This is a genomic window from Dolichospermum sp. UHCC 0406 (assembly GCF_009712025.1).
In the GTDB taxonomy this organism is placed as follows: Bacteria; Cyanobacteriota; Cyanobacteriia; order Cyanobacteriales; family Nostocaceae; genus Dolichospermum; species Dolichospermum lemmermannii.
This window is the reverse complement of sequence record NZ_VILA01000006.1, coordinates 13877-39844: the sequence shown is the minus strand read 5'-3', so window position 1 is coordinate 39844 and position 25968 is coordinate 13877. Positions and strand designations below refer to the sequence as shown.

The 25968-nt window shown below is 39.2% G+C and carries 21 protein-coding genes and 1 pseudogene; 12 read left to right on the top strand and 10 right to left on the bottom strand.

The annotated features are described in order from the left end of the window. Nucleotides 1-32 precede the first annotated feature (32 nt). The gene (locus tag FJR09_RS06235) at nucleotides 33-968 is read left to right on the top strand and encodes a LysR family transcriptional regulator (protein ID WP_015081444.1); all 936 of its coding nucleotides are present in this window, start codon (nucleotides 33-35) and stop codon (nucleotides 966-968) included. A gap of 443 nt (nucleotides 969-1411) precedes the next feature. Next, on the top strand, nucleotides 1412-1987 hold the full coding sequence (locus FJR09_RS06230; RefSeq protein WP_015081445.1) for a Uma2 family endonuclease: 576 nt from the start codon (nucleotides 1412-1414) through the stop codon (nucleotides 1985-1987). 86 nt (nucleotides 1988-2073) lie between these two features. Here the strand turns inward: FJR09_RS06230 and FJR09_RS06225 are convergent, their stop codons facing one another. From FJR09_RS06225 to FJR09_RS25025, 3 genes are all read right to left on the bottom strand, one after another. Continuing rightward, nucleotides 2074-2493: a type II toxin-antitoxin system VapC family toxin gene (locus tag FJR09_RS06225; protein ID WP_015081446.1), complete on the bottom strand. Its 420-nt coding sequence runs from the start codon at nucleotides 2491-2493 to the stop codon at nucleotides 2074-2076. Next, entirely contained in the window at nucleotides 2480-2743 is a 264-nt protein-coding gene (locus FJR09_RS06220; protein ID WP_015081447.1) for a hypothetical protein, read from the bottom strand. The genes FJR09_RS06225 and FJR09_RS06220 overlap by 14 nt, the downstream gene beginning before the upstream one ends. A gap of 325 nt (nucleotides 2744-3068) precedes the next feature. Next, the gene (locus FJR09_RS25025; protein WP_254433046.1) at nucleotides 3069-8669 is read right to left on the bottom strand and encodes a S8 family serine peptidase; all 5601 of its coding nucleotides are present in this window, start codon (nucleotides 8667-8669) and stop codon (nucleotides 3069-3071) included. Between the two features lie 849 nt (nucleotides 8670-9518). Here FJR09_RS25025 and topA point away from each other — a divergent pair. After that, nucleotides 9519-12149 (top strand): type I DNA topoisomerase, encoded by a 2631-nt coding sequence (gene topA / locus FJR09_RS06190; protein ID WP_168653330.1) that lies wholly within the window; start codon nucleotides 9519-9521, stop codon nucleotides 12147-12149. On the opposite strand, the gene FJR09_RS06185 is transcribed toward topA, so the two are convergent. Beyond that, nucleotides 12118-12297 (bottom strand): hypothetical protein, encoded by a 180-nt coding sequence (locus FJR09_RS06185; protein WP_168654041.1) that lies wholly within the window; start codon nucleotides 12295-12297, stop codon nucleotides 12118-12120. The genes topA and FJR09_RS06185 overlap by 32 nt on opposite strands. 223 nt (nucleotides 12298-12520) lie before the next feature. Here FJR09_RS06185 and FJR09_RS06180 point away from each other — a divergent pair, with 223 nt between their 5' ends. From FJR09_RS06180 to FJR09_RS06150, 7 genes are all read left to right on the top strand, one after another. Further along, entirely contained in the window at nucleotides 12521-12661 is a 141-nt protein-coding gene (locus tag FJR09_RS06180; protein ID WP_015081449.1) for a hypothetical protein, read from the top strand. A gap of 25 nt (nucleotides 12662-12686) precedes the next feature. Beyond that, the gene (gene aroQ / locus FJR09_RS06175) at nucleotides 12687-13130 is read left to right on the top strand and encodes a type II 3-dehydroquinate dehydratase (protein ID WP_168653331.1); all 444 of its coding nucleotides are present in this window, start codon (nucleotides 12687-12689) and stop codon (nucleotides 13128-13130) included. A gap of 69 nt (nucleotides 13131-13199) precedes the next feature. Continuing rightward, complete coding sequence (locus FJR09_RS06170; RefSeq protein ID WP_168653332.1) at nucleotides 13200-14096, top strand: ADP-ribosylglycohydrolase family protein; 897 nt, start codon at nucleotides 13200-13202, stop codon at nucleotides 14094-14096. 129 nt (nucleotides 14097-14225) lie between these two features. Then, nucleotides 14226-16829, top strand: coding sequence for an HD family phosphohydrolase (locus FJR09_RS06165; RefSeq protein ID WP_168653333.1), 2604 nt, complete (start codon nucleotides 14226-14228; stop codon nucleotides 16827-16829). A 264-nt stretch (nucleotides 16830-17093) separates the two neighbouring features. After that, nucleotides 17094-17699, top strand: a complete 606-nt coding sequence (locus FJR09_RS06160) for a VWA domain-containing protein (RefSeq protein WP_168634137.1) — start codon at nucleotides 17094-17096, stop codon at nucleotides 17697-17699. A gap of 35 nt (nucleotides 17700-17734) precedes the next feature. Next, nucleotides 17735-18340: a VWA domain-containing protein gene (locus tag FJR09_RS06155; RefSeq protein ID WP_148765217.1), complete on the top strand. Its 606-nt coding sequence runs from the start codon at nucleotides 17735-17737 to the stop codon at nucleotides 18338-18340. A 199-nt stretch (nucleotides 18341-18539) separates the two neighbouring features. Continuing rightward, nucleotides 18540-19073: a salt stress protein, Slr1339 family gene (locus tag FJR09_RS06150; RefSeq protein WP_371416421.1), complete on the top strand. Its 534-nt coding sequence runs from the start codon at nucleotides 18540-18542 to the stop codon at nucleotides 19071-19073. 218 nt (nucleotides 19074-19291) lie between these two features. On the opposite strand, the gene FJR09_RS06145 is transcribed toward FJR09_RS06150, so the two are convergent. The 3 genes and pseudogenes from FJR09_RS06145 to FJR09_RS06135 form a co-directional block, all read right to left on the bottom strand. Beyond that, the gene (locus FJR09_RS06145; RefSeq protein WP_168652825.1) at nucleotides 19292-20536 is read right to left on the bottom strand and encodes a glycoside hydrolase family 10 protein; all 1245 of its coding nucleotides are present in this window, start codon (nucleotides 20534-20536) and stop codon (nucleotides 19292-19294) included. Nucleotides 20537-20817: 281 nt separating this feature from the next. Beyond that, nucleotides 20818-21222: pseudogene (locus FJR09_RS06140) on the bottom strand (response regulator); the annotation flags it as partial. Continuing rightward, nucleotides 21185-22234: a transposase gene (locus FJR09_RS06135; RefSeq protein ID WP_254433045.1), complete on the bottom strand. Its 1050-nt coding sequence runs from the start codon at nucleotides 22232-22234 to the stop codon at nucleotides 21185-21187. The gene FJR09_RS06135 and the pseudogene FJR09_RS06140, both read right to left, overlap by 38 nt. A gap of 61 nt (nucleotides 22235-22295) precedes the next feature. On the opposite strand from FJR09_RS06135, the gene FJR09_RS06130 reads away from it, so the two are divergent. Further along, nucleotides 22296-22433: a hypothetical protein gene (locus FJR09_RS06130; RefSeq protein ID WP_162471200.1), complete on the top strand. Its 138-nt coding sequence runs from the start codon at nucleotides 22296-22298 to the stop codon at nucleotides 22431-22433. Nucleotides 22434-22471: 38 nt separating this feature from the next. On the opposite strand, the gene FJR09_RS25020 is transcribed toward FJR09_RS06130, so the two are convergent. The 3 genes from FJR09_RS25020 to FJR09_RS06120 all read right to left on the bottom strand — a co-directional run bounded on the left by FJR09_RS25020 (nucleotide 22472) and on the right by FJR09_RS06120 (nucleotide 24885). After that, a complete protein-coding gene (locus FJR09_RS25020; RefSeq protein WP_051155221.1) occupies nucleotides 22472-23299 on the bottom strand; it encodes a sensor histidine kinase KdpD in 828 nt (275 codons plus the stop codon). Beyond that, entirely contained in the window at nucleotides 23251-24009 is a 759-nt protein-coding gene (locus FJR09_RS25015) for a PAS domain S-box protein (RefSeq protein ID WP_235081901.1), read from the bottom strand. The genes FJR09_RS25020 and FJR09_RS25015 overlap by 49 nt, the downstream gene beginning before the upstream one ends. A 381-nt stretch (nucleotides 24010-24390) precedes the next feature. Continuing rightward, a complete protein-coding gene (locus FJR09_RS06120) occupies nucleotides 24391-24885 on the bottom strand; it encodes a bifunctional nuclease family protein (RefSeq protein ID WP_015081458.1) in 495 nt (164 codons plus the stop codon). Nucleotides 24886-25290: 405 nt separating this feature from the next. On the opposite strand from FJR09_RS06120, the gene FJR09_RS06115 reads away from it, so the two are divergent. Beyond that, nucleotides 25291-25950 carry a riboflavin synthase gene (locus FJR09_RS06115; RefSeq protein WP_148765225.1) on the top strand — a complete coding sequence of 220 codons (660 nt, stop codon included), beginning with the start codon at nucleotides 25291-25293 and terminating at the stop codon, nucleotides 25948-25950. The last annotated feature ends 18 nt before the right edge of the window (nucleotides 25951-25968 follow it).

Sequence of the window (25968 nt, the reverse complement as noted above, 5' to 3'; positions counted from 1 at the left end):
AAAAATAACATGGTGGGATGTGAAAAAATACTATGAAAATCGAACATCTTGAAAATCTGATAATTTTATCCGAAGAGCTTAATTTTACAAAAGCGGCTGATCGAATTAGTCGTCAAGGTTCTTCAATTGATCAACCTCAATTAAGCAGACAGGTTAGAGCGATTGAAAAAGAGTTGGGTCAGAAAATTGGTTGTGATGATATACCTTTATTTGAAGTAACACCAAGAAACGTACAACTAACAGAAAGAGGCGAAATATTTTTAGAGGCAGTCCGTCTTGCAATTAAATCTATTAATGAGGGAATTTATGGAATCCAGCAAGTTACTCAAGGTGAAAGGGGAAAACTGAAATTAGGAGTAATTGGTGTGATTACTCATAATTTTTTACCTGAAATTTTACAGATTTTTAAACAAAGATATCCAAAACTACAAATAGTTTTAGAAGAAATGGCCCATCCTCAAACTCAGGGGTTGCTAGACTATCAGGTTGATATTGGCTTTACCTATGCTCCTTCAAATTTTCTGTGGAATAAAGATTTGAGTTCTAACATTGTTCTAAAAGAGTCCTTGTTGCTCGTCTTGCCGAAAAAGCATCGTCTTGCTAATGTAGTTGAAATTCAGTTAACAGATATTGCTGAAGAAGATTTTATTCTACCCGCTTCTTCGACGACTCTTGGACTTACAGAGCAAATTAATATTCTTTGTCAACAATCAGGATTTACACCTAAATGTGTACAAACGGCTACTTTTGCATCAACAATTATAAGTTTAGTAGCAGGTGAAGCTGGTATCAGTTTATTACCAGAAAACACTCGATATATTCAAAGAGACGGTGTCGTTTTTCAAGAGATAAAAGAGCTATCTAAACAATTAAATGTGGTGATGTTATGGCGCAGACGTGACAAATCTCCAGTTCTAAAGAATTTTCTTGCTATTATGACAGAAATCGTTAATTCAAGAGGCATTTGAATTTTTCTCTAAAAATTGATCTTTAAGCATTCATACTGCAAATCAAGAAGTCGCTTTCTTTAAGCTGGGACGATTTCGCCACCAAGCGAGTGAGATCGCCGATCTTGTAGGTTGGGTTAAGGAACGCAACCCAATTAGGGGAAATGATAACCTCATTGTGGCTTACTGCGTACCGACTCAAGTTCGATCACCGATCTTGTAGGAGAATTATAACTCTATTTTTGGCTAATTCGTCGAGTTACTGCGATCGCTATTTCTGTGAGTCGTGATTTTTAGGCGATAGCGAACGCATTGCGTCCCGGAGCGAACTAGCGCGACCTAGGAATCGCTTGTTGTGGGGATGAAATTGGATTTATATTTGGGTTAGTATTAAATAAAGAAATCACTCAGCCAGTCATGTAAACGAATCGCTTTGTCTAAAAATTACAAGGACTTGAATAAATATGACAGTTATCTTAGAAAGAATAAAGGATAAAGTTTGGACTGATGAAGAGTTTATGGCTTTAGCTGATGATGGCAATCGTTACGAAATTGTAGATGGAGAGTTGATAAACTTGGGCAATTCAGGCATGGAGCATGGGAATATTGGCATATTCCTCGGTGGGCTAATCGAGATATTTGTAAGGCAGCATAATCTTGGCGTTACTTGCGACTCTAGTACAGCATTTAAAATGAAGGGAGATAATAAGCGGTCGCCCGATATTTCTTTTGTTAGTAAAGAGCGATTGATTGGGCTAAAACGATTACCTAAAGGCTTTTTTGATGGTGCGCCCGATCTAGTTGTTGAGATTATCTCTCCAGGCAACACTTTTGACGAAATTCACAACAAGATTGAAGAATATTTTGAAAGTGGAACTAGACTGCTGTGGGTAATCCATCCTGATGAAAGATATGTGCTGGTTTACCATAGTCCTCAGCCCGATCTCCTATTACGAGGTAATGATATTTTAGATGGAGAAGATATAATTTTAAACTTCAAGGTTGCAGTCAGCGAATTGTTTAGAACTTTGGCGTTCTAAGGGAATTGATTAGTTAGCGATAGCGAACGCATTGCGTCCCGGGGGGAACTAGCGCGACCTAGGAATCGCCAATTTATAGCATTACTTCAGTTAATAGACATCAAATTCTCAAAAGGATGCCGATTTTTCCAGCGGTAAGTATTAAAGTCCCGAAAATCAACAGATAGAATCCGCCCATGCCCCAAATGTTCGGCAAGAATAATCAATGAAGCGTCCGCTAAATCCATTGGTAGAGAACTATATTGATTCATCAATTCACTGATTCTTTTCCCATCTTGAACTTTGAGATCAAAAATCTCAAAAGCACCAATTTCTAAGCTATGAATAAACGTCTGTTGAGCATTTGTGCCTGTACGTTTCAAGAGAATATGACAAGCTTCCGTAATCACACACCATGTTGTCACCAGAGGCTCATCAATCGTATCTAGAACTTCTTGAGCGAGAACATGATAATCATCACGGCGATTGATTAGTGCTATCCAAAAGCCAGAATCAACGATTACCATATTTTTCGTTAAGACTTTCAGTGAGATATTGCTTGTAATTAACCGACAAATCAGAGTCCCCTTCAGCACAACCAATCAGCCCTGATTCTCTAAGGAGTTGCAAAGGTTTTACAGGGGATTCTTGATGTAATTTTTCATAATAAAGATCGATCGCCACTTTCATAATGTCAGACGCACCTTGATTTGTCCGCTGGCGAATGTAATTAAACTTATTAGCGCGATCGCTATCGAGCCTTGCATTAACTCTCATATTTTTGCTTGTCATAACTCTGTATGACAATACTATATACTATAGCTCAAAAAATTCAAAGTTAAGTAGTTCTCAAATAGTTTCCTCATAGGGCGATCGCTAGTAGCCTTACACTTAGCAATCTCCGTCAAACCTTTGGCTTGAGACTTGACACTAGCGATCAGCCAGGGAATAAATTCCCTGTCTAAAAGCTAAAGTCGGTTGAAACCGACTATTTTAGTACAAATAGGATAATTTTTGGTTTTGAGTTAACTAGAGTGCGTTTTAACGCACTTTAGCTTTTAGACCGGAACTTAAGTTCCGGGCGGGAATGTTGCAGCCAAACTCAGACAGTTGTAAAGTTATTGAGTCCCAGAATTCCTGTTAATCCTGTGACTTCAATAATGGCATCATTAGCAACATTAAACCCTGCTGTTGTATCATTAATGGCGACAAATATCTTTTGTCCAAAGCTGAATTGAGCCGCAAAATTAGAGCCAAAGGCTGCGGCTGTTAATTTTGCTCCGATACCTGCGGTATCTAAAGTATTGACTGCGCCCACATCTACAAATCCGGCTCGTGCAGTAGAAACACGGAATAAATCATTACCTGTGGTGGCGTTGAAATCAGTAATCACATCAAAATTAGCTAAGAGAGAATCAGAGAGGTTTTGGTAAACAAACTTATCAGCACCTAAACCACCAGTTAAAGTGTCTTTACCACCTGCACCAGTGAGAAGATCATTATTTGCACCACCGATAAGGATATCGTTACCACTAGTACCTGTTAGAGTCAGACTAGAAGGATTACCGATAGAGCCATCACCATTAGCATCTATGCCAAAGACAGTTTCTTTACCCAAAGCTTCCGCCGAATTTAATCCCCAATTTCCCTCAGAAGAAACCCAATTCCAGTTACTATCTAAACGCCAAATATGTAGATAGTTTCCAGAAACGTTTTTCCAAAGAACTTGATTAACTCCATTGACGGTTTCTGCGGCTAGAGTTTGCCAACCAGCGTAGATATCTTGGTAGATTTGTTGTCCACCGTTTTTGATAGCGGTTGGGGTATTTGTGCCGATTTGGGTAAGGTATTTGTTCGCTGTATCTTTAACTAATTTGGTATTACCTGCTGATTCTATTGCGGTGTAAGGATTACCAATCACACCATCACCATTGGTATCTATGCCAAAGTTAGTTTCTTGAGTTAAAGCTTCCGCCGAATTTAATCCCCAATTTCCCTCAGAAGAAACCCAATTCCAGTTACTATCTAAACGCCAAATATGTAGATAGTTTCCAGGAATATTTTTCCAGAGAACTTGATTAACTCCATTAACGGTTTCTGCGGCTAGAGTTTGCCAACCAGCGTAGATATCTTGGTAGATTTGTTGTCCACCATTTTTGATAGCGGTTGGGGTATTTGTGCCGATTTGGGTAAAGTATTTGTTGGCTGTATCTTGAACTAATTTGGTATTACCTGCTGATTCTATTGCGGTGTAAGGATTACCAATAACACCATCACTATTGGTATCTATACCAAAGTTAGTTTCTTGAGTGAAAGCTTCTGCCGAATTTAATCCAAATTGTCCTTCAGAAGAAACCCAATTCCAGTTACTATCTAAACGCCAGATATGCAGATAGTTTCCAGCAACATTTTTCCAGAGAACTTGATTAACTCCATTGACGGTTTCTGCGGCTAAAGTTTGCCAACCAGCGTAGATGTTTTGGTAGATTTGTTGTCCACCATTTTTGATGGTGGCTGGGATATTTGTTCCTACTTGAGCAAAGTATTTGTTGGCTGCATCCTTGACTAATTTGGTATTACCTGCTGATTCAATTAAACTGTAAGGATTGCCAATTATGCCAATTATGCCATCACTATTTGTATCTATACCAAAGTTAGTTTCTTGGGTGAAAGCATCAGCAGAATTTAATCCAAATTGTCCTTCCGAAGAAACCCAATTCCAGTTAGTATCTAAACGCCAAATATGCAGATAGTTTCCGGCAACATTTTTCCAGAGAACTTGATTAACTCCATTGACGGTTTCTGCGGCTAAAGTTTGCCAACCAGCGTAGATATTTTGGTAGATTTGTTCTCCACCATTTTTAATAGCAGTTGGGGTATTTGTTCCGATTTGGGTAAAGTATTTGTTGGCTGCATCCTTGACTAAGTAGGTATTACCTGCTGATTCAATTGCGCTGTAAGGATTGCCAATCACACCATCACCATTGGTATCTATACCAAAGTTAGTTTCTTGAGTTAAAGCTTCTGCCGAATTTAATCCCCAATTTCCTTCAGAAGAAACCAAATTCCAGTTATTATCTAAACGCCAAATATGTAAGTAATTACCAGGAATATTTTTCCAGAGAACTTGATTAACTCCATTGACGGTTTCTGCGGCTAGAGTTTGCCATCCTGCGTAGATATCTTGGTAGATTTGTTGTCCACCATTTTTGATAGCAATTGGGGTATTTGTTCCAATTTGGGTAAAGTATTTGTTCGTGGCATCTTTGACTAGTTTGGTATTACCTGCTGATTCAATTACAGCTACTGCTAGGGTAGTGCTGGGAGTTAGTGTCAGAGTATAATTGCCCTGACTTCCAGGGGCAGCACCACTACCAGTCATCGGATTATAGTTTCGAGCCTGATCACTGTAACCATTTACCCCGATATAATATTGACTACCAGAGGTAACTTGTACTTCTAAATAACTGCCTCTGGTATTACTATTCTCATTGTCATTGAAAGCAATTTCAGTGCCATTAGCATCAAAGAAACGCAGGAAAGTGTCGGCACTAAATGCTTCGGAGGTACTCGTGCGAATTTGGACTTTACCACTTGAATTGGCAACGAATCTATAGATGTCGATGTCAGTAGCTCCAATAACAAAGTCGTTATCGCTGCCGATATTGGCAAAAACTGGTGAGCCAATAGTTACAGGCTGGCTCTGAACCAAATCGCTATTAATAGCATCGTTTGAGAGACTTCCGATAACTTGGTTAGTGGATAGTAATCGACTTTTGAAAATGTACTGACCTGTGTCGCCAGGTGAACCACTGCCAAGCATGAAGGGATCGAAGTTGCTATTGCCATATCCTGAAACAGCAACAAAGTAATCTGTATTGGCTTGAATTTGGTATTGTAGCAGGGGATCTACACTATTGGTATCATCATTTTCAGCTAGTAATTTTCCCTGGGCATCAAAGATTGAGAGAACCGTATCAACGGGAGTGGTAAATGAAGTATTTTCGTAGGAATCAATGTCAACTTCTAAAATTCCCGCCGTAGCTGCACGAATTTTCACAAAATCTACATCAAGGTCGCCCACTTGGAAAGATTGGCCTGTTTGCGGATCGGTATCAGCGCCAATAGTTCCTGGTTGTCCGGTAACAGGCAAAGAAATATTAGAGACTGCTTGAGCAATACTGCCATTGCGGTCATTGTTAAGAAACTGGACAGTGAGATTGTATAAACCGCCAGTGCCAGCAGTAGAGCGGTTACTCAAATTTTGGGTATTGTAATTCCGATTAGCATAATCTGAAACTCCAATATAGTAAACGTCTCCTCTGCTTACACCTGCTGCAATAAAGCTATCGGTGGTGTGTCCATGATAATAGGTTCTATCAGTAGGATCTTCAAAAACTAAGTCAGGATAAAGAGAATCAGTAAATTCAGTCCACTTATCAGCATCAAAAGATAGATCATCATCGCTGATAATCAGATCACTTGTGCCTGCAAAAGATAACTGATTGCCATTGGCATCAAACAGCCGCAGGTAGGAATCTACATAACCCGTATCAAAGGGGGTATCAATATCAATGTAGAGCGTACCATTATCAGGAATAATTACCTTGAATAAATCTACATCCCCAGTACCAACAGACTGACCATAGTCAGCACCAATGAAGCCTTCTTTGAAGTCAAAAGGATCTATATCTGTTCCCAGACTAATATCAACGGCATTTTCTAGCAGTCCGTTGAAATCGGTGTTGCCAAGGCCAAACTGAATGGAATAATTCCCAGTGGCTGCGGCTACGCCACTTCCGGCTAGATTCGGATTGTAATTTCCGTTGTTGTAGCCACTAATTCCTGCATAGTAAACGCCTGGATTTAGGGAAACTTCCAGGCGAGAAAAATCTCCTGCACCCCCATCATCATCAAAGGCTAATTCTGTTCCTGATGAATTAAACAGTCGCAGTAGCGTATCAAAATCATTGGCATTGTTGGGATGAGAACCCAGTTCAATAGTCACAGTTCCGGGAACAACAACTTCAAAACGGAATATGTCTACATCTTTATTTCCAACCTGGGTTGTTCCACCATCTGTTCCAATCGAGCCAAGGAGCGCATCCACAGGAGAACCATTTAGGCCTGTTTGTACGAGATAAGCTCCGGTAATGGTTCCGTTAGGATCTCCTGCTCCACCGCCTGGTGGTGGAGGTGCAATTTGCTCAAATCGCCGTTTAATTTCGCTGATGGCGTTATAAATGTTCAGACGACGATAGGAAGTATTAGTATTGGCAACGTTATCGTTCTCGTCATCGCCATCAACAATCTGATCACCTGTCGATCGCAGAATCTCCACAATTTCAGCCGGAGTTAAAACCCTACCTCCAAATTGAACAGCGGCTTCTTGCATGAGCGCAACAGCACCCGCTACGTGAGGAGATGCCATACTAGTTCCTGGCCATCGCTCAAATCCTCCCCCTGGCACAGTGCTTCTGATCATTGCGCCTGGAGCAAAGAGTGTGTCATAGGTGTTATTCGGGTCATCTAGACGCTGACTAAATACGAGAATACGGTCAGCCCCAGGAAGTTGTTGTGCGGATTGACTACCGCCAGGAACATACTGTCCTAAAGATTGATTGTCTTGCCAGACTGCACCAACGTTGAGAGTGCTAGATATCCCTGGAAAGGATACACCAGGGATCTCTTTTTCAGCATAATCATTCCCAGCAGCACTAACAATAGTCACTCCTACATCTTCTAGCCTGTCAATAATGTCGTTTATCTCAGTGATAATACCACCTTCAGATTCGATCTGAGAGTTATTTGTCAAAAAGCTTCCTTCGCCTAAAGACATATTGACCGCAATGATATTATATTGATTGCGGTTGTTTAGAACCCATTGGAGAGCATTTTTTATGGCACTAAAAGGACCTATAGCACGTAAGCCAATCAGACCAACATCAGGTGCAACCCCAATATTTTCATCTCTAGCACCTACTGTTCCCGCTACATGAGTCCCGTGTTGACCGGAGTCATAGGCGTTGGTTCTACCTTCGACAAAATCAGCAAATGCTCTAAAATTTGGGCTAATTAAGGAATGGCTACGATCTAACCCTGTATCTATTATTGCTACTGAAAAACCACTGCCATCAATACCGGCAAATTGTGGATCGTTGCGTAACCGAGTCAGTCCAATTAAATCAAAAGCTGGGTTAACTCCTACGGTTGCTTGTTCAATCTCAATTGTCTGTGTATTCAGAGTGATAACAGCACTATCATCTTCTGCTTGTAGCTGTTGCAGTTGAGCATTGCTCAATTCTCGCCCTTGCACCAAAGCTGCAAAAATCGCCCCTTCATCTCCAGCGCTATCGGTTTGATTAATTTGAGCATCTACAAAATGCCCAATTTCCTCTAACAGGGTATCAAGCAAAGTTTCTGGTGTAGCAGTTGCGACAAAATTAGCTGATAAATAAATCTTATTATTACTACTGGCATAAGCCCCATTAGCACCACCAAGAATGTTACTATCCAGAATTTCAATTTGCGGAAGTTGACTAAAATCACCAGATTGCCACTGTAAACGGAGGATTTCCGCACCGCTACGATTGTATTGCGTACTAAAAGCGGTATCGAAAACCTGCCAGAAATTATCTAAACCGGAGAAAGTGCTGAGTTGATTATAGGTCAGCGTCAGGGCAGAATTGGGTACAGTATTCATGGATTTAATTATTGATATTAAGATGATATCTGAAGGCGATAGGATGTGTCACAACTTGTAACACTTTTTAGCTAAAGACTATACACGCACAAGTTTGACACAAATACTTACAAGTGTCAAACCTTATATCTATGCGACAAGTTAGAATATTTTTTTACTTGGTAGTCACCAATGTTAATACTACTATCAATTTTTGACAGCTTATATTCCCTTCAAATATGCAATTCAAAGGTTAGAGTATGTTTGAAAAGTATAATTTATTGCTCAGTACAAGTAACTTATTTGCTTGGCTGAACAAACCCGCCCGGAACTTAAGTTCCGGTCTAAAAGCTAAAGTACGTTAAAACGCACTCTGGTTAACTCAAAATCAAAAAATTATCCTATTCATGCCAAAGTAGTCGGTTTTAACCGACTTTAGCTTTTAGACAGGGAATTTATTCCCTGGCTTGAAGGGACTGACTTCTTCCTGTATAAGTTAATTTTGACACAGCATCTATAAAAAAATGGCAAATTAGAAAAATTAAGCTAATTTTAAATTATTTATTTCCCCAACCTTTAACAACTGTGAGTCTTGTACTATTAAATTCCAGGGATATTTTACAAACTATAGTCGTCAAATATGTACTAGATAAGTTAAAGATGGAAATAACTGACAATTGACTCTCAAAGGTTACTTCTAGCATTCTCAAAAAGATCACTGTACCTGAAGTTGAGAAAGATTTACCCCTGTTGGGTAGTTTGTGTAAGTATACAATCACTGCTGAGGCATGATATTTCATCTTGACATTTCGCAAAAATTAACCCAACTTAACTATTTAGCTGCATAGCTATTATTCTTTTTAAATTTCCATGTCAACTCTTGTTATCGTCGAATCTCCCACAAAAGCTCGTACCATTCGCAACTACCTACCAAAAGACTATGTAGTAGAAGCTTCAATGGGTCATGTCCGTGACCTTCCCCAGTCGGCCAGTGAAATTCCCGCAGCCGTCAAAGGGGAAAAATGGGCGCAGCTTGGGGTCAATGTAGAAGCCGACTTTGAACCGATTTATGTCGTTCCCAAAGACAAAAAGAAAATTGTCACTCAGCTTAAAGAAGCCCTCAAAGGCGTAACTGAACTGATTTTGGCCACAGACGAAGACCGGGAAGGGGAAAGTATTAGTTGGCATTTATACCAATTACTCAAGCCGAAAGTGCCAACAAAGCGCATGGTCTTTCATGAAATTACCAAGGAAGCCATTCAAAAAGCTTTGAAAGACTGCCGTAATATTGATGAGCAGGTAGTTCGCGCCCAAGAAACCAGAAGAATTTTAGACCGATTAGTAGGATATACCCTATCGCCGCTACTGTGGAAAAAAATTGCCTGGGGGTTATCCGCTGGGCGAGTGCAATCTGTAGCAGTACGCTTATTAGTAATTAAAGAACGACAACGCCGGGCTTTCCATGAAGGTACATACTGGGATTTAAAAGCCAGTCTAGAACAGGAAAAAAGTCCCTTTAGCGCGGTTTTAGTGACTCTTGGCGGCACGAAAGTTGCCACAGGCAGCGATTTTGACTCAACAACGGGCAGAATTACCGCCGGGCGTAATGTTGTATTACTCAACGAGGAACAAGCCGAAGCCCTAAAAGCCCGCCTAGAAGGGAAAACTTGGACAGTGGCGGATATGGAAGAACGTCCCGTCACCCGCAAACCAGCGCCACCGTTCACAACTTCCACACTGCAACAAGAATCTAACCGCAAATTGCGCCTATCGGCACGGGATACCATGCGGGTTGCTCAAAATTTATATGAGCAAGGGTATATTACCTATATGCGGACAGATTCGGTACATTTATCCGACCAAGCGATTACCGCCGCCCGTGCTTGTGTAGAACAAAAATACGGGAAACAATATCTTAGTCCCCAACCTCGCCAATACACCACTAAATCTAAAGGCGCACAAGAAGCTCACGAAGCCATTCGTCCCGCTGGTAGCAGTTTCCGCACACCCCAAGATACTGGCTTAGGTGGCCGAGAATTTGCTGTTTATGATTTGATTTGGAAGCGCACCGTCGCCTCACAAATGGCTGATTCTCGCCAAACTCAAGTTACTGTGCAAATCCAAGTTGAAGACGCTGGTTTTCGTTCCTCTGGTAAGCGCATAGATTTTCCTGGCTATCTTCGCGCCTATGTCGAAGGTTCGGATGATCCTGAAGCCGCTTTAGAAGACCAAGAAGTAATTCTACCTGCGCTGAAAGTTGGTGATCATCCCAAATGTAATGAACTGGAAGCGGTAGGTCATGAAACCCAACCTCCCGCCCGTTACACCGAAGCAACTTTGGTGAAAACCTTAGAAAGTGAAGGTATTGGTCGTCCTAGTACCTACGCCAGTATTATTGGCACAATCATTGATAAAGATTATGCCCAATTAGTGAATAATGCCCTAATTCCCACTTTCACGGCTTTCGCTGTGACTGATTTACTGGAAAAACATTTTCCAGATATTGTTGACCCTAGTTTTACTTCTAAAATGGAGCAAACCTTGGATGAAATTTCCACGGGTGAAGCTCAATGGCTTCCCTACTTAAAGAAATTTTATCTTGGTGAACAAGGTTTAGAAACTTTGGTGAAGGAACGGGAAACCGAAATTGATGCCAGTAAAGCTAGAACTGTAGAACTAGAAAATCTAGATGCTAAAGTCCGCATTGGTAAATATGGTCCTTATATCGAAGTTACCAATGGTGAGGAAGTAATTACCGCTTCTATCCCCAAAAACCTCACCCCGGCTGACCTGAACCCCAAACAGGTGGAAATCCTCCTCAAACAAAAAATTTCCGGACCTGACCAACTCGGTCGTCACCCGGAAACTGGAGAACCAATTTATATCAAACTTGGTACTTATGGTCCCTACGTTCAATTAGGCGATAAAACTGAGGAAAATCCTAAGCCTAAACAAGCTTCTTTACTCAAAGGTGTGACACCAGAAACCGTCACTTTAGATATGGCTGTGGGTTTATTATCTCTCCCCCGTGCTTTGGGAACTCACCCCGAAACTGGTGGCAAAGTCCAAGCTAGTTTAGGAAGATTTGGCCCCTATGTTGTCCATGACCAAGGGAAGGAGGGGAAAGATTACCGTTCTCTAAAATCTACGGATGATGTCTTGACAATTTCCTTGAATCGTGCTTTAGAATTATTGGCAGAACCGAAAAAAGGACGGGCTGCTGCTAAGAGTAAGTCTAAAGAAGCTTTACGCGAGTTGGGTACGCATCCAGAAGATGAGTCACCAGTCAATATCTATGATGGTCCCTATGGTCCTTACATTAAACATGGGAAAACTAATGCCAGTCTTCCTGAAGGTGAATCAGTAGAAAATATCACGCTATCTACAGCTATTGAATTACTTTCAGCCAAAGCATCTACAAAATCTCCCCGCAAAACCACTAAATCAACTGCTACTAAATCAACTACTACTAGAGGAAAAAAGAAAGACGCAGCAAGTTAGAGGTAGGGAGCAGGGAGCAGGGGAAATTTTTTCTGTTTTCTTCCTCCCAACAACCAACAACTGACAACTGTACGGGCGAAGCATTTGGAGAACTATTTTTGGCAATGACCGATAATTTATCTTGCAAATGCTTCGCCCCTACTGACAACTGACTCCCAAACTTCTATTCCTTATCACCAATTACCCATTACTAATTAAGGATGTGATAATCTAATAAGTAAGGGAGAACACAAAATTAGAATTTCCTAGTAGGATATATCATACTTATGGAAATGTGTCAACCTTTTTGTAGGCTAAAGGTGTGATAATACGCCAGTTTCTGCGACCCTGTTAAAAAAAATTGAGGTACTATCTCAGGAGCGGTCAGTTTAATGGATTATATAGAAAAGGTACTGGAAAAGCTGAAAGAATTAGCGCGGAAGTTAATTGATAGCCTGCTAGGTCCAGAGGCTGAACCGGAACCGGAACTGATTCCGATTCCTGTACATGAACGTTCTCGGCGACGACGCTAAAATATTGAAGGTGTGAGAGTTGAATTTGCCAGCTTTAAGTGTTCTTGTGCTGCACGGTCCAAATCTAAATTTGCTAGGACTCAGAGAACCGGGAATTTATGGTTCTTTGACTTTGGCAGAAATTAATCGCTTGTTAGAGTCTAAAGCAATGGAACTACAAGCCGAAATATTGCCCTTGCAGTCAAATCATGAAGGGGTTTTAGTAGATGCTATACACGGGGCATTAGGAAAGCATCAGGGGATTGTCATTAATGCTGGGGCTTACACTCATACTAGTGTAGCTTTGAGGGATGCGATCGCTGCCGTTAATTTACCTACTGTCGAAGTACATCTAAGTAATATTTATCGTCGGGAAGATTTCCGCCATCATTCTTATATCGCACCAGTGGTAATTGGCCAAATCAGTGGCTTTGGCGCTCAAAGTTATTTGTTAGGCTTACAAGCACTGGTGTACCATTTAAGGCAGTAATTAGGTGACAGGTGACAGGGAAGAAGAAGTAATTACCAATTACCAATTACCAATCACCGATTAAAAATTATGCGTTATTCTCTTGTGAATCGGGTTAGGGGAACTTTTCTGGGAGCTTTCTTGGGAGAGGGTTTATCTAGCCAGAATAGTTTTAGATTGGGTAAAATTGCGGTTTTGGGGACGGAAAGTTTAATCAGTTTGGGCAGGTTAGATGTAGATGACTGGTTAAAGCGTCAAGAACAAGCAGGTATTGAATTAGAAACAAATATTAATTTCTGGGGACAAATAATTCTCGCTACATTACCAGTGGCGATTTTTTTTCATGACAATACCGATAGAATGCGAGAAAATATTTTAGCCGTGCAAAGGATATTCAATGGGCAAAATGAGCCGATGATCAGAGATGCTAGTTTAATTATAGGATATGCGATCGCTCAATCCCTGAATGAAAAACTTAACCCCCACAGCCTGATTTCGGAAACAGTGAGTTTTTTAGATAAAACATCAACTTTATTACCACAAGAATTAATAAAAGTCAATAATTTATTAAAAAAAGGGGCGGGACTAGAAACAGCACAAAGGGAATTGAGTAGTCCAGAAAAATTAATTAGCAATATTGGTTTAGCTTTTTACTGCTTTGGGAGTACATTAGAAGACTTTCCCCTGACCGTATTAAGAGCTAATCAAAATCACAATTTTGCCAATCAAAATATTACAGGTGCAATTGCTGGAGCATTATCAGGCGCGTATAACAGTACAGTTGGTATACCTGTAAATTGGCAAATTTCTCCGTCAGTCACTAACTCCCCGGCTTGGGGACTTGAGAGTTTTGCCCAAATGTTCACATTAGCCGATACAATGATGGCGGTGTGGTCTGGAGTATATGACTTGAGCGATAATTGCGGCGAATTTGTGGACACAGGATATACTATCTTTGCTGCTCCTCATATTATCCGTAGACGTTGAAATGATCTGATTCAGCAAAGGTCAAATGGGAACTGCTATCACTCCCTAACTTTTTATCCAGCTAGAGTGGCGTTCGCGGTAGCATGGCGGAGACATCAGCCATATTTGGGGTATTTCGCGGAAGGAAAGATGAAAACGCAGCGATTTTTGCAATCCTTGAGCCAGCAACTGAGGCAATGGCAGCGGCAGTATAAAGTGCTATTCCGAAAAGGAAAGTATCAGCATAAACTGCATGGGAATTTTCTAAAAAATCTACTTCTGTATTTATCAGCAAATAGTCATCAAGGAAAACAAGGCAAACAGAGACAGACACAACAATCAACTGTTAAATTAGTTAAGAAAACTCGTGGTATTGATAAATTTATTCTTCTATGGATACATCAAAAACGCTCTTCAATAATTTTGGTATTGGCAATCTTATCACTCACAAGTGTAATGGGACATGGTTTATATAACCAACCAAGAATGAAAGTTGATAATATTGCTTTACAAACATTTACTGCTCCTTTCACAGATGATGTTGAAGATCAGCAAGAAACAGAACAGAAACGAAAAGATGCTATAGATAAATCTGTGCCTGTTCTCATGATTGATAACCATATAAATGAACAAATTAATGAACAGGTGGAAAAATTTTTAGATACAACTAATGAACTTAGGGATATAGTTGACGGGTTTCCATTTTTTGATCCTGCCGTTTTATCAATTTCTATTCAACGTTATCTTAGGACTTTTCCTGAATCAGAATGGCAAAAGCTGAAAGTAACTTTAGAAAATAATAGAAAACAAAATTTAAAAAAACAAAATTCAAAATTTTTGTTGTCTCCACAAATATCATCAAATTTTCCGGTATTGCAATTGTCTAAACCTTTTCCTATTTATGGAAAGCAGAGTGATGAAGCTAGTTTTATTCAAGCATTATCAGAACTAGAAGCTTATCAATTTACTGGATCAGAATCTAATTTTTCAGCATTGATTACCAAAATCTCTCAAGTTAGACAAAAATATAATCAAGCAATTGAGAAAGCATCACAAATAGAAACTGGACAAATTAAAAATTTTTATACAGAACCTATTATTTTAGATTTAACTGATGATGATTGGTTAAAAACACAAGATGGGATTCATAAAATTGCCGAGCGAATTCTTGCCCAAGGTATATATGCTGGATTACCTAAAACTATTTTGAATAATGCAGTTAATTTGCAAGTGCAATCATCTGTACCTAGTGAAGCTGAACCCCTAGTAACAAAATTATTATTAGCCGTACTACAACCAAATCTTAAACAAGACGAAGCCCAAACAGAACAACAAGATGAACTGGTAGCTAATCAAATACCATCTGTAATGATCCGGGTGAAAAAAGCAGAGGTAATTGTTAGTAAAGGAGAAAAAATTACTAAATGGAAATTTCAGGTATTAGAACATTATCGCCTGATTGGCCGCCAAGTGAATTGGATGGGTTTAACAATTGTCGGTATGGTTGTTACTGGAGGGATTCAGATTTTTGTCTGGATAGAAAGAAAAAGTCATAACTATTTGCGACAACGCGATCGCCTATTAGTTTTACTTCTTAGCCTCAGTGTTCCTGGAGTATTGGCAATGAGTTTACCCTATACTACTTGGAGTGCTATTGGTTTATTATTAGGCAGTTTCTATGGACCAACTGTAGGGATAACAGTAGTAGGGTTATTGTCGCTGATACTCCCAATTACCACAGATACAAATATTCTGGTATTGTTGGCTGGGGCTATGGGGGGAATGTTAAGTAGTTATGTCGCTCATAGATTGCGATCGCGTGAAGAATTAGCATTATTAGGTGTTGTCTCTGCCTTAACCCAAGGTGGTGTATTCTTACTATTAAAAATCCTCACAGGTGGGGTATTTGGTTCGGGTTGGTATATCTTCCAAGAAGCAGGTTTGTTTGCTGTATCTGGCTTGTCTTGGAGTATTGTGGCTTTGGGTTTAAGTCCTTATTTAGAAACATTATTTGATGTGATTACTCCTATCCGCTTGGCAGAATTAGCTAATCCCAACCGCCCATTATTAAAGCGACTAGCTACGGAAACTCCAGGAACTTTTCAACATACTTTATTAGTGGCAACTCTAGCTGAAGCTGCGGCTAAACAATTGGGATGTAATGTAGAATTAGTTAGGGCGGGAACTCTGTATCATGATATTGGCAAAATGCACGATCCCTTGGGATTTATTGAAAATCAAATTGGCAGTCCCAATAAACATGAAACAGAAATTCAAGATCCTTGGAAAAGTGCCGAATTGATTAAAAAGCACGTGACGGAAGGGGTAGTAATGGCGAAGAAACACAGTTTACCAACGGCAATTCAGGCTTTTATTCCCGAACATCAAGGCACAATGGCGATCGCTTATTTTTATCACCAAGCCCAACAAATAGCCCAAGAAAATCCCCATATCATCGTAGATAAAGCAGATTTTTGTTATGATGGTCCTATCCCCCAATCACGGGAAACAGGAATCGTCATGTTAGCGGATTCTTGTGAAGCCGCATTACGCAGTCTTAAAGATGCAACTCCAGAAAAAGCATTGAATATGCTGAATAATATTCTCAAAGCAAAATGGCAAGATGAACAATTAATAGATTCAGGCTTGACAAGAGAAGAAATGCCAAAAATTGCCCAAATATTTGTGGATGTTTGGCAACAATTTCATCACAAACGCATTGCTTATCCTAAAGCAAAAGTTGGTAATTCGTAATTAAGATCAAGCTGCATAGAATTAGAATTTAAGAATAATCAAACACAGATAAACGCAGATAAACGCAGATAAGGACGGATGAATCACAGCAGATTGCAGATTAATGAGGTACAGGATCTAAATTCAAAGCCAGACAGCAAGCCAGTTTTACTCCTTATTCATTCTTCCTTCTTCCTTCTGACTCCTGACTCCTGACTCCTTTATTCCTGCTGTATTCATACTTAACGGTTAAACTAGAGATAGAAAAATGACAATAGGAAGATTATGATGAGCGATCGTGACTATACCTTAATTATTGACAAAAGCGGTAGTATGTCCACACCCGACCAAGCGGGTGGAAGAACTAGATGGAAGATAGCTGAAGAATCTACCATTGCTTTAGCCAGAAAGTGTGAAGAATTTGATCCTGATGGCATTACAGTTTACGTTTTTTCCGGCAGATTTAAACGTTATGAAAATGTTACTGCTGCTAAAGTTGCCCAGATATTTCAGGAAAATGATCCATCCGGTACGACTAACTTAGGAAGTGTCCTCCAAGATGCCCTAAATAACTACTTTCAGCGCAAAGCCGCTGGGACAACAAAACTTAATGGAGAAACGATTTTAGTCATTACTGACGGTGAACCAGATGATCGCAAAGCCGTATTTGAAATTATCATTCGTGCTACCCAACAAATGGAAAAAGATGAAGAATTAGGAATTTCCATGATTCAAGTCGGTTCAGATCCTCAAGCCACCAAATTTCTTAAAGCCTTAGATGATCAATTACAAAGTGTTGGTGCTAAATTCGATATTTGTGATACCGTAACTTTAGATGATTTAGAAGACATGAGTTTAGCTGATGTTTTAATGAATGCCATCACTGATTAATTAACAAAAATTCCTAATATCTGGAGAGTTTAGTCATGCTAGAAAACCGTGATTACACCTTAATTATTGATAAAAGCGGTAGCATGGCTACCCCAGATCAAAAAGGTGGTAGAACTAGATGGGCAACAGCACAAGAATCTACTTTTGCATTAGCAAGTAAATGTGAACAACTTGATCCAGATGGCATTACTATTTACTTATTTTCTGGGAAATTTAAACGTTATGAAAATGTCACATCTGCTAAAGTAACACAAATTTTTCAAGAAAATGATCCTTCAGGAACAACAGATTTAGCGGGTGTTTTGAAACACGCTACTGATGATTATCTACAACGTAAAGCCTCTAGTAAAAGTCAACCCAATGGGGAAACAATTTTAGTAGTTACTGACGGTGAACCAGATGATCGCAAAGCCGTCATGAAGGTAATTATTGAAGTTTCTCGTCGTCTGGATAGAGATGAAGAATTAGCTATTTCCTTTATTCAAGTCGGTAATGATGCTCAAGCTACCCGCTTTTTGAAAATCTTGGATGATGAATTGCAAAGTGCAGGTGCTAAGTTTGATATTTGCGACACTATCACAATGGATGATATGGAAGATATGAGTTTATCAGAAGTTCTCCTCAATGCCATTAATGACTAGCACCGCAAGGCGGAATTAAAAATTAACAATTAAAAATTAAAAAAGCTTGCTGAATATTGCTTTTGACTTTTGACTTCCGCCTTGCGGTACTATTACCGTCGTGAATTAAAAATTAAAAATGATCCCCCAATTTTCACATCAATTCATAATTTGATAAAAAAAGAAGTCGGGGATCTTATATTTTTTAGGAATTACAAATATGGATTCCATTGACAAGCTATTAGCTGAACTCAAAACTGAATATACAGAACCAAAAACCACAGCACCAGAAAATAATTTAACCCCAGTTAAATCGGTTTCACCCACAATCAAATCAGATGTATTCATAGATAAATTGTTATCAGAAGTACAAGCTGATTTGGCTGAAAATAAAACTGCATATATCCAATCCAAACCCACAGAACCACAGAATAATTTACAAACCATTCAATTTGTCCATTTACCTGATACTAAATCTGATGTATTTGTAAATAACTTATTAGCAGATGTACAAGCTGATATTTTGGCAAAAGATGCGGCGGTCGCACTGCAAAAACAAGAAGAATTAACACAGGAGAAAATTCATCAAGAAAAACTTCAAGCTAAACAAAAAGCAGCTTTAGAAAAAACTGCTAAACAATGGTTAGCTAAATTAGATCCATTATCATCAGAAGGATTATGGTTTGAAAGATTTGCTGAAAGTTATCCTCACAAATTAGCAGCCGCAATTGATTATTTACAAACTAATTCCTAAATTTCAATTTACCGCTAATTTCTGGTTTTTGCCTTCAGAGGATGTTTGAAAAGTGGTATTCCGTAATTTTCATCACATTGCTACCCCCCTTAGTCCCCCCTATGCTTTGGGGGGAAACAATAAAAATCCAGTTCCCTCCCCTTTACAAGGGGAGGGTTAGGGTGGGGTAAAAAATATTTGATACATCAACCATAACTTTTCAAACACCCTCTCACACACTAAAATGGTATTTTGTCAGTCACAGTTAGATTTATTTCCCCTTCCCCAGACTCCACTGCCGTTCGTAATGCCGGATATGGAAATAAACTTTTAAATCCAGCCAAACGTTCTCTTGATGCTTCTGGTGCAGTATTCCAAAGACTTTCATAATAGAAAAAAGCTACACCCAGTCCCCGTTGTTGGGCGGCACGAACTTGAGATTGAATCTGTTGAATTGATACGGGTTTAGTTCTTAAACCTGCCATAACACCGATTCCCGCAGGAATTTTTTGTTTTACTTCTTCCATTTCTGGACGGGAAAGCTTGCCAATAAAATGATCTAAATTTTCCTTATAAACTTGCACAATTAACTCATCTACTATGTCTAATCGTACCCAGTTCAACCAATCTTGGAGTTGAAATTTATAGGCATGATTATAGTAATTAGGAGAAACAGAAAAAATCATTTTCGGTTTGATTTGTTTGACTGTTTGATTAAGTCTCACCATGAATTCTGTAATTTTATTTGCCCGCCAATTTACCCATTCTGGGTTTTGAGGATCACTGGGTGGCATTTTTTTAGTTTCTTCTTGATATAAGGCAACCGTATATTTATCGTAACCAAATTCAGAAGGTAAACTGGTATGATCATCAAATTGGATACCATCAAGATCATACTTGTTAGTAAGTTCTACAAGCAAATCGCTAATAAACTGTTGTACTTCTGGATGAAACGGATTTAACCATGAAACCTCACCGCCGGCACTAATAGATGTTTGATTACCATCTTTTTTTTGTGTTAACCATTCTGGTTTATTCATTGCTAATTCTGAACTGGGAGGAGTCATAAACCCAAATTCAAACCAAGGAATTACCAGTAAATTTTGCCGATGAGATTTATTAATTAAATCGGCAAGAATATCATGTCCATCTAAACCTTGAAAGACAAACGGTTGGATTTCTAACCGCTTGGCTACTTCACTAGGATACATGACATAACCAGAATTCCAAACTACGGGATAGATAGTGTTAAAATTGAGTTTTTGGAGTTGTGTGACTGCTTCCTGAACTTTAGTCCTATCTTTAAGAATATCAAGATCATTATTTGTCATCCATACACCACGAATTTCTTGCCGTGATGTTTGGGCTGTTACAGGTGTAAAGGTGTTTCCCCATAAAACTATGAGTAAGGAAATTAAAAACAAGGGCAGAAATGACTTTTTCAGTATTTTCTGAAAACCAAATGAATAGAAATTGAATTTCATTTTAATTTGAAATTATGGCAATGATATAGTATGAGTCAGGAGTCACCGAGTCACCGAGTCACCGAGTCAGGAGTAAAACTGACTTGCTGTATGGCTTTGAATTTAGATTCTGTACCTAATTAATCTGTAATCTGCTATATTTGACGGATTTAATCAAAAGTAGTGCCTGTTCTGAAAATTTTTTTTATGGAATGCAAAAAAATAGGTTTTGAGATTTTATTGATTGACAATGAATTATATCTCGATCTGGTGCAGTTAAACACAAAATTCCAGGTTTATGGCTATGAATCAGGATGCAGAAGATTGCGTCTAACCAGACTGGCGACAACTGTAGCTAATTCCACTGGTTCAATGGGTTTGGGCAAATGTAATTGAAATCCTGCTTGTATGGCTTGCATCCTGTCCTCTACCCTAGCATAAGCTGTCAATGCGGCTGCGGGAATATTTCCGCCTTTGTCAGGGGACAGCGATCGCACTTTACGAATTAATGAATAACCATTTTCCCCTGGCATCCCAATATCACTAATCAAAACATCCGGTGTCCACAGGGTAAGCATTTCCAAAGCTTCTTGGGCTGATGATACTGCTGTAACTTCCGCTTGGCATTCTTGTAGAACTGTAGCAATAAATTCACGGCTATCAACTTCGTCATCTACAACTAATACTTTTAGGCCGTTTAGTATGGGTTTTTAATGGCATTTTATGACGATGATTACCGCAGTTAGAGCATATTTGGGAACTAGGAAAGAACCTATCCACAAGGATTAGTTCACTCCCGAATTTCTCAGTTTTGTACTCTAATTGCATTTTAAATTCATACATCCCACAATCTGCAATTGCACCTGCTAATTTGTGGTTCTTCAAAAATGCCTTAACGTGCAAATCTTCTATCTTAATTATGCTGTGGTTTTTAGCTAGATAGTAGGTTAATTTGTGAATAGAATCCTGGCGAATATTAGAAACTTTGGCGTGTAATTTAGCTAATTTTCTCACAGCTTTTTTACGGTTATTAGAGCCTTTAATTTTCCTGCTCACACTACGCTGTAAACGTTTCATGCGTTTACTCTTATGGCGGTAGGCTTTAGGATTCTCGAATATTTCACCATTACTGCAAACTGCTAACTCCTTTATTCCTACGTCAACGCCGATGGTCGGTCTATCTGCAAGTATGGGAGGTTTTTCAATCTCGTACTTGACAGAAATAAACCATCTATCAGCTTGTCGGGAAATTACACAGTTATGAGTTGCGGTAATTGGTAAAGGTATGGCTAATCGTACCCAACCGATTGACGGTAATTTAATTCTTTTCCCATCGTTTTTAATTAACGGTTTCGCCTTAGTCCCTGATTCTAAATAAAAAGAATCGTGCTGTCCTTTTTTCTTGAATCGGGGTTGTTTCGATGTTTTGGAAAAACACCTATCCCATGCTTGGCGTAAGTCAGTTAACGCCTTTTGTGGGATATTTTTGTTAACTTCGTAATACCAAGCGTGTTCAGATTTAACCTCGGCGACTAACTTTTTATGCAAGTCAATCGCTGATGGTAATTTAAGTTTTTCGCCTTCTTTGCGAGTAGCTAAAATATCTATGATTTGAGCATTTGCCCAGTTGTAAGCGTGTCTAGCGACTCCAGATGCTTTACGAAAAGCTGTAACCTGTCCGTTATTTGGAATTAACGCGGTTTTGAATGATAAAAGCATTGATTCGACCTTCAATGTTGGGCTATGATGTCTAGTATATCAGATATATTAGGATTTGGCAATGCCTCGGATTAAATTTAAACCACAAAATCAAGTAGCCTACGATAAATCACCCTTGCAATTTAAGGTTTTACCTGGAGTCAGGGAAAAAATTAAAACCGTCCCTGACACAGCAACAACGGTTGAGGGATTTTGTTGATCAACTTATTGAAGACTTGGACAAACAGTAACATAAGGCTAGTTATGGGTAGAAATTATCAAGCTGTTTCTACCCCCTAAACTTTCTACATGAACAGTACCACCATGCATTTCTGTTAAATGGCGCACAAGTGATAATCCTAATCCGAGTCCACCATAGGATCTAGTGCTGGAACTATCAGCTTGACGAAAACGATCAAAGACATGGGGGAGAAACTCAGCAGTAATGCCAATTCCATTGTCAATTACTTGAATTTGAGCATATTTTCTGGGTTGATCATGATCATTTGACAAATTTGCGGTGCTAATAGCCACTTTATTCAGCCTAATTTCGACGTTACCGCCTTGGGGTGTAAACTTGATGGCATTGGTTAACAAATTCCAGATCACCTGTTGCAAGCGATCGCTATCACCGGATACCATCACAGCAGAGGTTGAATCTGGCAATTCTCCATCATGGGGATCAAAGTGCAAATTAATTTCCTTTGCTTGGGCTGCAAGGGAGACAGTTTCCATAGCTGAATTAATAATAGGAACTAAATTGCAACTTCGAGGATTAAAGGTTAACTTACCTCTAATGATGCGGGATATATCCAACAAATCATCAATTAACTGATTTTGGATTTTCGCATTGCGTTCAATGGTTTCTAGTCCTTGGGCTACCTGATCTTCTGTAAATTTGCGAGTTCTGAGCAAATGAGACCAACCGACTATAGCATTGAGAGGCGATCGCAATTCATGGGACAAAACTGCCAGAAACTCATCCTTCATCTGGTTAGCTTTCTGTAACTGCTCAGTTTGTGTTTGCAAAGAAGTGATCAAATTAGTGCGATCTTTTTCTGCTTGTTTCCGCTCCGTAATATCCAAAAATGCCCCGATACATCCTCCTTACTTTTCCGGAGTTCCTTGAGTGTGGCTTCCCGTTCACTTAAATCCAGGATAAAAGCTGTTGACCTCTCCCGTTTTTCCCCCTTGAGGGCAAAACCAACTAACACAGGAATACGACTACCATCTTTGCGAATATATTCCTTTTGATATGGTGTACAACCACCATCTGCACTAGAATGAGATTCAGCGATCGCTTGTTCATCTAAATATAAAAATTCCGGTGCTGTCAGATGCCTCCAACCTAAATTACCAGCGAGTAAATCTTCCCTTGTATAACCAGTAATTCTCAAAAATTCGTCGTTTGCCTGGTGGATGCCACCATAAATATCACCAGAAATAATACCAATAATGTTAGCATTGACAAAAGTTTGCAGATTCTCATCCTTAATTTTCAATGCCTCTTCAGCACGACGATTTTTATAACTGAGGCGATCAATTGCTATCGCACTTTGCCAAATTAAAATAATAAAAACTATAATTACAACAAACTCAAGAAGGGAAATAGCAAAAGCATAATTATATAACTTCGCTAATTCACCATTAAGTATTAACCAACCCACCACAAAAAGGACAGTTAGTGCTGGCAATAACAAACACACAGCTATCACACCACCATAACCATCATTAGTTATTACCCGCATTAACCACTGTCGAAAACTTGCCCACAGAATCCCCATCACCACTACCATAAATTGTCAATAAGTTGACCGCAATATTAGAGGATGTTTCTAATATTACTTCGTGTTGGAGAAATTTTTAATTTCACCATCAGCACAAAAACCCAAGTCATGATAGAAAATAATTATGATTAAAAAATCTATCTGAGGGAATATTTTATAATTTGTGTTTTTATGGTACTTAACCCCGTGTTGTTAAAAAAATGTAGGTTGGGTTGACCCAGGGAAACCCAACAAAATTCTGAATCAAGTTGAGTCAAGATTCCTCCTGACTCCTAACCTTAGTCTAGTACCGCAGGACGTAAATAAACCAACCATCCTCAATCGTCAAAAAGCTTGCTCAATATTACTTTTGACCTTTGACCTTTGACTTTTGACTTCCGCTTTGCGGTACTAGTCACCATTCCCAAACCGCTTGATTAAATCCTCTGGACGGAGATTAGAAATAAATTCGCGGAAAGCTTCCTGTTCAGCTTCATCAGCATCACGATCTACAGGAATAGAAGCATTAGCCACTACTTCTTCCATGACCCAAATGGGAGTATTTGTGCGGAGTGCAATAGCGATCGCATCACTGGGACGAACATCAATTTCTTTTTTGACATCCCCTTGCTGAAGAATTAACGCAGCATAAAAGGTATCTTTTTGTAAGGTATGAATAATAACTTTATCTAAAGTCATATTCCATGTTTCCAGCATATTCACGATTAGGTCATGGGTTAAAGGTCGGGGGGGCTTTTGATTTTCCATTGCCCCCATAATTGCTCTTGCTTGTTCCTGACCGATGTAAATGGGCAAAGCGCGACGATCTGAACCATCCTTCAGAAGCACAATCGGGCTGCGAGTGATCGCATCTAATGCTATACCAGCGACTTTCATTTCTATCATTGGTTCAGCCTCTAAAGTTCTTTAATCGCTTGGAAATATGTAACAAATAATCCACTTTTTTCCGAATTTAAGAATTAAAAATTAAAAATTAAAAAAGCAAATCAAACCAGCTTTTTAGGAATTTTTAATGGTTAGTTGACTCTTACTGTGGTGTCATAGAAATCAGGTATAAATAAACTAATTTCACACCTTGTTAATAACTCATTTATTGATCCTTCATATTTTATCCTTCATCTTTCTTTTAGCTCCTAATTCAAGTATGCCTGGGGATTGATGTTAATATGTTAATATTCATTTACCAAAACCAGGAAAAAAATAAACTTACGGGCTTTACATTTTTTCCGAGAATTATTAGTTGATTTCCGCCAAAATTAAGCAATAAATAAAATTAGTTTCCCAAAAGCTGTGTTTACAGGATTAATTCAAGGTTTAGGAACCATAAAACCCTTAACAGGAGATTCGTGGCAGATTAATTATCTTAGTCAGCCAGAGATGATCATTCATGACTTGGCCTATGGTGATAGTGTGGCGGTAGATGGCGTGTGTTTGACAGTTGAAGAAATCTTAAAAGATGGATTTATTGCCACCGCTTCACCGGAAACCCTAGGACGCACAACATTAGGCAAAGAAGAAATTCAACAAAGATACGTCAATCTAGAAGCATCACTACGGGTGGGTGGTAAAGTTGGCGGTCATTTTGTTATGGGTCATGTAGATGGAATTGGTCAGTTAATTACATCTGAACAAACTGCTAGTTCCTGGGAAATGACCTTTGTCGCCCCAGAAGCGATCGCTCGTTATATAGTTCCTAAAGGTAGCATTGCTGTCAATGGTATCAGCCTCACCGTAGCTAAATATAAATCAGAATCATCTCAATTTACAGTTGCCGTCATCCCGCTAACATACAGCGAAACCAATCTGAGTTATTTAGTAGCGGGTAGTTGGGTAAATCTAGAAGGAGATATCCTGGGTAAATACGTGGAAAAATTCCTCACCCCTGGCAATAATCACCATCAACAAGCGGAAATTACAACTGCATTCTTAGCAGAAAACGGATATTTGTAAGGAGAAGAGGAGTCAGGA